The 6538-nt window shown below is 37.6% G+C and carries 7 protein-coding genes; 2 read left to right on the top strand and 5 right to left on the bottom strand.

From position 1 onward, the window contains the following. Both RLO81_RS02980 and RLO81_RS02975 read right to left on the bottom strand, forming a co-directional pair. On the bottom strand, window positions 1–1210 hold a 1210-nt coding region (locus tag RLO81_RS02980), incomplete at its 3' end, for an ABC transporter permease (RefSeq protein ID WP_350107019.1). Window positions 1211–1213: 3 nt separating this feature from the next. Then, window positions 1214–3571, bottom strand: coding sequence for an ABC transporter permease (locus tag RLO81_RS02975; protein ID WP_350107016.1), 2358 nt, complete (start codon window positions 3569–3571; stop codon window positions 1214–1216). 194 nt (window positions 3572–3765) lie between these two features. Here RLO81_RS02975 and RLO81_RS02970 point away from each other — a divergent pair, with 194 nt between their 5' ends. Then, window positions 3766–4314, top strand: coding sequence for an isochorismatase family protein (locus tag RLO81_RS02970; RefSeq protein ID WP_350107013.1), 549 nt, complete (start codon window positions 3766–3768; stop codon window positions 4312–4314). Between the two features lie 16 nt (window positions 4315–4330). Here RLO81_RS02970 and RLO81_RS02965 read toward each other — a convergent pair whose 3' ends face one another. From RLO81_RS02965 to RLO81_RS02955, 3 genes are read right to left on the bottom strand one after another with little or no spacing between them, the layout of a single operon-like run. Continuing rightward, window positions 4331–4762, bottom strand: a complete 432-nt coding sequence (locus RLO81_RS02965; protein WP_350107010.1) for a hypothetical protein — start codon at window positions 4760–4762, stop codon at window positions 4331–4333. Between the two features lie 4 nt (window positions 4763–4766). Further along, window positions 4767–5357 carry an O-methyltransferase gene (locus tag RLO81_RS02960; RefSeq protein WP_350107007.1) on the bottom strand — a complete coding sequence of 197 codons (591 nt, stop codon included), beginning with the start codon at window positions 5355–5357 and terminating at the stop codon, window positions 4767–4769. A gap of 13 nt (window positions 5358–5370) precedes the next feature. Next, window positions 5371–6243 (bottom strand): DUF5694 domain-containing protein, encoded by an 873-nt coding sequence (locus RLO81_RS02955; protein WP_350107004.1) that lies wholly within the window; start codon window positions 6241–6243, stop codon window positions 5371–5373. A 73-nt stretch (window positions 6244–6316) separates the two neighbouring features. On the opposite strand from RLO81_RS02955, the gene RLO81_RS02950 reads away from it, so the two are divergent. Then, window positions 6317–6538, top strand: a 222-nt coding sequence (locus RLO81_RS02950; RefSeq protein WP_350107001.1) for a hypothetical protein, incomplete at its 3' end; no start/stop codon positions are given.

The raw sequence follows: 6538 nt of genomic DNA, 5'->3' as shown, positions 1-6538 counted from the left end.
CAGGATATAGTCCGGCAAATAAACTTCCTGCAATCAGGATGAAAAGCACCATAACCCAGAATTCTACCTTTTTGAAAAGTTCAAGAGATATTTCAAAATGAGAAAATGTAGTAAAGGACAATACCAATAGAATTATGATCGAAGTCAAAATGGCAAGAAGGTTAGTCAATAAAGTTTCAGTTAGAAATTGTTTGATAATTTGTTTTCTGGTTGAACCAACAGCTTTTCTGATCCCTATTTCACCTGATCTGTCAAGCGAGTGGGAGGTGGACAGGTTGATATAGTTGATCCATGCGATCAGTAGAATAAAAATGGCCAACCCTGTGAGCGCATTAATAATATTCGCATCACCATTCGGTTCTATTTCACCGATTAGGTTAGAATGTAGGTGGATATCAGCAATCGGTTGAAGAACTAATTTTGAATAGGTGTTATTGTTTTGATCACCCATATATTTATCTGTAATTCCAGAAAAATTGGCTTCAAGCGTATCAGGGTTAGCTCTAGGGGTCAACAATAAATAGGTATAAAAGGCATCCCACCTCCAGTTGCTATGATCATAATTTTCGTCACCTGAAATCGTATCCCATCCCAGGAGAAAATCTATGTGAAAGTGTGAATTCTTTGGTAGATCTTTAAATACTCCTACAATCTCGTATGATTTCAAATTAGGATCAGATAATGACTTCCCTATAGCCGATTGATCACCAAAATATTTATTAGCGACAGATTCTGCTATGAGCATAGTATGTGGCTCTAGCATTTCCAGTTCTGTAGATCCTTCCAGAATATCCAAGCTAAAAACCTCCCGAAATTTTCCTTTGGCTTTATAGACATTGTCTTCCGCAAACCGAATGGTTTTTCCTTCCTTTGGCAGATAGCTCATGATTACATCATGCTGTTCACTTACCCTAAAGAGTGTTGTATACGCTAGCACTTCGGGCAACTCTTTTTTTAAGACCTCGCCTGTAGGTATAAATGCCTGAGCTTTTTTGTATTGTAGTTCGCCATTAATGTATCGATCGTGACGTACACGATAAATCCGATCGGCATTTTTGTGAAACCTATCGTAACTCAATTCGAAGCTTACATATTGTCCTATTAGCAAACAGGTAAGGAAGCCTAATGCCAAACCAAGGATGTTGATAGTAGAGAATAACTTGTTTCGAAAAAGTGATCGGATGGCTATTTTGAGGTTGTGCTGGAGCATGAGTTATTCACTTTTTAAAATCTTAGCAGGATTAACCACGGCTGCTTTTATTGTCTGAAAACTAACCGTCATGAGGGCAATAAAAAGAGCACCTATGCCAGATACAACAAATACCCACCAGCTTATTGTAATTCTATAATAGTAATCTTGAAGCCAATTCTCCATAAAGAAGTAAGACAACAGGAAAGCTAAAAAACATCCTATAGAAACTATAATTGCAAATTCTCCAGATAGAAAAGTCCAAATTTTTAATATGGATGATCCAAGCACTTTTCTAATGCCTATTTCTTTTAATCGTCGCTCAACCAAATACATGGAAAGGCCAAAGAGTCCCAGACTTGACATAAAAATGGCTAGTATTGAGAATACACCGGACAACTTGCCTAGCTGACTTTCGATTTGAAACTTTTCATCGAAATCATCTTCAACAAAGCTATATCCAAAGGGATAAGTAGGATTGTAAAGATCAAAGATGGACTTAATACTTGTCATAGCTTCTTGTATGTTAACCTCAGGACGAAGTCTAAAGGAGATGTAGTGGTCATCTCTTTTATTTCCGCTCATCATGATTGCCGCGGGCTCATCATTTTTGAATGGGTCAGAAATGAGAACATCTTTTACAATTCCAATGATGGTCACTAGTTTTGAGCCGATTTCCAATGTCTTCCCAATAGGATCTTGGTATCCAGTAACTTTAAGTGCTGCCTCCGTAAGAATGACTGAATTTTGGTCGTTGTATGTTTCCGAAAAAGGGCGTCCTTTAATTAACTCTAATTGCATAGTCTTTAAGTAATCGTATCCGACCAAAACCACTCCAAAAGCAACATCTTCCTCAGGATTCTTTCCTTCCCATGTTGTTGACCAAATATTTGTAAAATAGGTCATAGGGCCTGAACTTTTAGCCATTGATTGTACATAGCCACTATTAAGCATCTCTGTTTTTAGCAAGTTGAAGTTATCAACCAAGTCGGGGCTTGTGCCTAAGGTAATTAACCTTGAAGGGTTGTAGCCGAGTGGCCGGTTTCTTGCATGCTGTATCTGTTGGTACACCAAAATGGTACAAACGACAAGGAAAACCGAAAGTGTGAATTGACAAATTACCAATGTCCTTCGGAAGATATTTTTATGCCCTTGGTTAAATGAACCTTTCAGGACTTGGACAGGATTGAATGATGATAGGTAGAACGCTGGATAACTGCCGGCTGCAAGTCCGGTAATAGTTATTATCACCAGACCTGCTATCAAAATAATTTTATTGTCAAACTTCAACGCTACATTATCAAATCCAATGGAATGTAATAGGGGTAAGAAAAGTTGGATCAGGACAAGGGCTAGCACAAATGAGATACAACATGTCAACACAGATTCAGTAAGAAATTGAGAAATCAATTGCTTTTTTCTGGATCCGATGGCCTTACGTATCCCTACCTCCTTTGATCTTTTCTCAGATCTGGCGGTACTTAAATTCACAAAATTGAAACAAGCAATAAGAAGGATAAAAAGCCCAATAATGCTAAACAGGATTACATATCTGATTTTTCCACCAACATTTTTCCAGTTTTCATATTGATCATATAAATGCCATTTCTTAAGTGAGTGAATAAAGAATTGTCCATTGCTGGTCTTGTTTGAATCAATTAGTTTCAGTTTCTCTGAAAATGCCTGCATCGAGGTGTTTTCTTTAAGCTCGACTATATTGAATAGGAAATTACTACCCCAGTTATTTAAATTGTTTTTAAAGAAAGGGAAAGTTTGGATAAGGAATTCAAAAGGAGCCAGAAAATCAAAAGTGATTGTTGAATTATCAGGAACATCCGCCATTACTGCAGTGACCACTAAATCGTATTTGTTTTCCCTTTTAATAATCTTTCCAATTGGATCTTCTTTCCCGAAAAGGGTTTCTGCAAGTGACTTAGTAAGAATTATTGCATTCGGGTTTTCTAATGGATTCTTCATATTCCCATTGATTATTGGGAAATTGAACATCCTCAGGAAATCCCGATCAACATGTATTCCTTCTTTGATTAATCGATGATCCTTTGTCATCAAGCCCACACCAAAATTTGAACTCATTCTGCTGATGTGTTTTATTTCTGGGTAATTGGTCTTTAATTCCTCATACAGCGGAAGCGGAACACTCAGGTTGGTACTTTTTTCATTGTTAAAAAACACATGCTTTCGTATTGTACCAATGCGTTCTCCGTTTGGGTGGAAGCTATCATAGCTTAGTTCATGCTGAATCCACATTCCAATAATGATGATGCAAGCAAAACCAACCCCAAGCCCTGCAATATTAATTAAGGCAAATGTTTTATGTTGGAGTAGATTTCTCCAGGCAATTTTTAGGTAGTTTTTGAGCATGAGATCTATATTAAGTCTTGAAATTTTCATTCTCATAAACCATACCTAAAATATAAACAATTAATAATCAATTATTTATGGAATGTTCAACTGACTGTTTCGTCTAATTCGTTGACATGAATGTCAAGATTATTAACAGTTGAATTAGACTAGTGAATATATTTGCTATAATTCCTTAATAACTTTCGATATTCATGAAAGCGCTCCTGATAATCGATATGCAAAAGGGTTCCTTTACCTCATCAACACCAAGGTTTGATGCCTTCGGAGTTGTGAATCGAATAAATCAAATAGCTAAATTGTTTCGTGAGTTAAGATACCCTGTTATTTATATTCAGCACGATGGAACTGGAACCAGAGAGTTTGTAAAAAATGCTGAAGACTGGCAAAACTTGGATGAACTAGACGTAAATCCAAATGACATTCGGATTGACAAATATGCCAATGACGTTTTTTATAGATCTGAGCTTCAATTGAGACTAACAGCATTAGGGATTGATGAATTATTCATTACTGGTTGTGCGACAGATTTCTGTGTTGAAGCATCAGTCCAGTCAGCAATAGCTAAAGATTTTAGTGTTACAATTGTTGAAGATGGCCATACAACAGGGGATAGGCCACACCTTAAAGCAGAGAAGGTAATCGAACACTACAATTGGGTTTGGAGGAATATGATACCCACAAAGGGTAGAGTTAAGGTTGAATCAACTGAACAGATTTGTAACCTGAATCCAGGTCTATAATAGTCAAACCAGAGAGTCACACTCCAAACTGATCTAAATGGTGATTCAGGTGATATTTGATCAATGAGGTCCATTTTTCTCTGGGTATGTCACCAAAATATGTATTTGGGTGAAATTTGAATGAATTCTCCAATTGGCTGAATTTTATAATATATTCTTTCAAGATTATCTTATCACCTTCCAATGTCGTAGGTGGTGTGCCATGTCCTTCCACCTGCCCAAATCCTTTTGGGGTTGGTACGGGTTTTCCTGTTTTCACCAGAGAAAGAATTTTTTTTGGATCAACTTTTCCATACTCCAGCGACTTTTTAGTTCCCAACGCCATCCTGATTTGATCAGCGCAATGCGGAAGCACATGATGCACATTCATTTTTCCAAACTTTGCCTTGTTATTTAGGGTTAGTTTGTCGATTCGTTCAAAGAATGATTTCTGATCTTCTTCAGACATTGTTTTAAATCATGTTAATTTTTTTGGTACACAGAATAACCCCCGTAGACCAATTCATCTTGGTCATGGTAAAGTCCTCTCTTGATTTCAGGTATTCAACCAAGTTCTCCGCTTTTTCGGCATGACCATCCGGCCAGCTGGGTTGTGGGTTCATGTCATCGATCACATAAAAGCCACCCACTTTAAGGAGTTGCAGTGTCTCATCAAGCTCTGAGTATTTTCCGGGCCAGGCATCTGCAAATATTAAATCAAATGCCGGGCCGCTATATTTATTAATCCATGTACTCCCATCAGTACAGATTAATTGAATTCTTGGATCATAAGAGAAGAACTCCTTAGCAATTCCAATCAGTTCAGAATCGTTATCAATACTGATCAAATTCGAATGCTCATCAAGCCCTTCAATCATCCAGGCGAGTGAAAGCCCGATGCCTGTTCCCAGCTCCAGGACATTGCCTTTTAGTTTCGAGGCAATTAGGGACTTCAACAGTGTTCCGATATAGATATCAGACGGCATGGTAAATCCAATCTCTTTGCATTTGGCTTCTAATTGGGGATATACTTTAGGGATGTTGGGGATGGAGGAGTCGTTCATTGTTTTAGTTAAGTTAATACTCAAACGGCCGAACCAGCTCAAATTGTGGCGAGGAATCAAATAGTTGTTCTAAGATAGCTACATGTGAGTCACCATAGATAACCAAAATTCGGTCTCCTTCCTTCGGGTTTGTCTTGAGGATGTTATTAAAGATCCTGACGTTCCGGTCATACCATTTCAGGGAAAAGGAATCCGGACCATTGTGGTTACTGGTTTTCAATTCCACCAGGTAATGACCTAAATTTCTTTTAAGATTGGTGGGGTGGTTCATGATTTTAAGTTTTTCCATAACTGTATGATCAAAAAGCAATCTACTTTCTGCTTCGTACCATGAGCTGTATTTCTGCCACCATTTGCTCGATTCCAATGTATCCAGGTAATACTTCTCATCCCAGATATCATACAGACCTTCATGGCTGGAATGTTCTCTCAGCCAGCTGAAACTATCAACTGCAAAGACTTTTGCATGACTCTTTTGTGCTATTCTGAAACCAAGCTGCTGCTGTTCGGACATGCTCAAATCATGATCTCCTGAGACATATCTTTCGTATAGGCTATCAAGCTCCGGTTGCTTTTCAAAAGGTATTTCAATACAAATGATGGTGGGATTGAATGCCGAAAACTTCTCAACAACCTCCATGATTTCAGCTTGTCTTTCAGAGTTGCTCAGATCAATCATGTTTGCTGAATCTACTTTATATGAGTCAGCATTCGGATAATTAAAATGCCAGGTACCAAGTAACATAACCTGTACAGGTGTGTAATTATTTAACAGGAAGTCGTCAGCTAGGGGAATTTGTTCAAAGACTATCCTATTGTAATCACAAGCAATAAAGTGGTAATTAGGACTATTTTTATAAATAATTTCATGTTTTGGTGATGGCACATTTTATGCTATATCCTCCGTAATTACGATATACCAAACCATTAATTTAGAAATTATTGATTAAACAGATACCATGAAACGCTCGTCTCCCCACTCCAACTTCAGTAGAATATTGTTTTTCTTTTTCTTCCCTTTTGTTTCCTTCTCTCAACCATTAGATTTATCAGATTCCATTCAACAGCATGCAAATAAAGTTTTCACAATAATGAAGACTCATTCTGTGTATAGAAACACTTTGGATTGGGAAGCAATGAAGCCGGTGTTTTATCACAAGGTTAGAGAAGCAAGGACTATT

The organism is Fulvivirga sp. (genome assembly GCF_040220315.1).
Taxonomy (GTDB): Bacteria; Bacteroidota; Bacteroidia; order Cytophagales; family Cyclobacteriaceae; genus Fulvivirga.
This window is presented reverse-complemented; position numbering and strand designations above follow the sequence as displayed.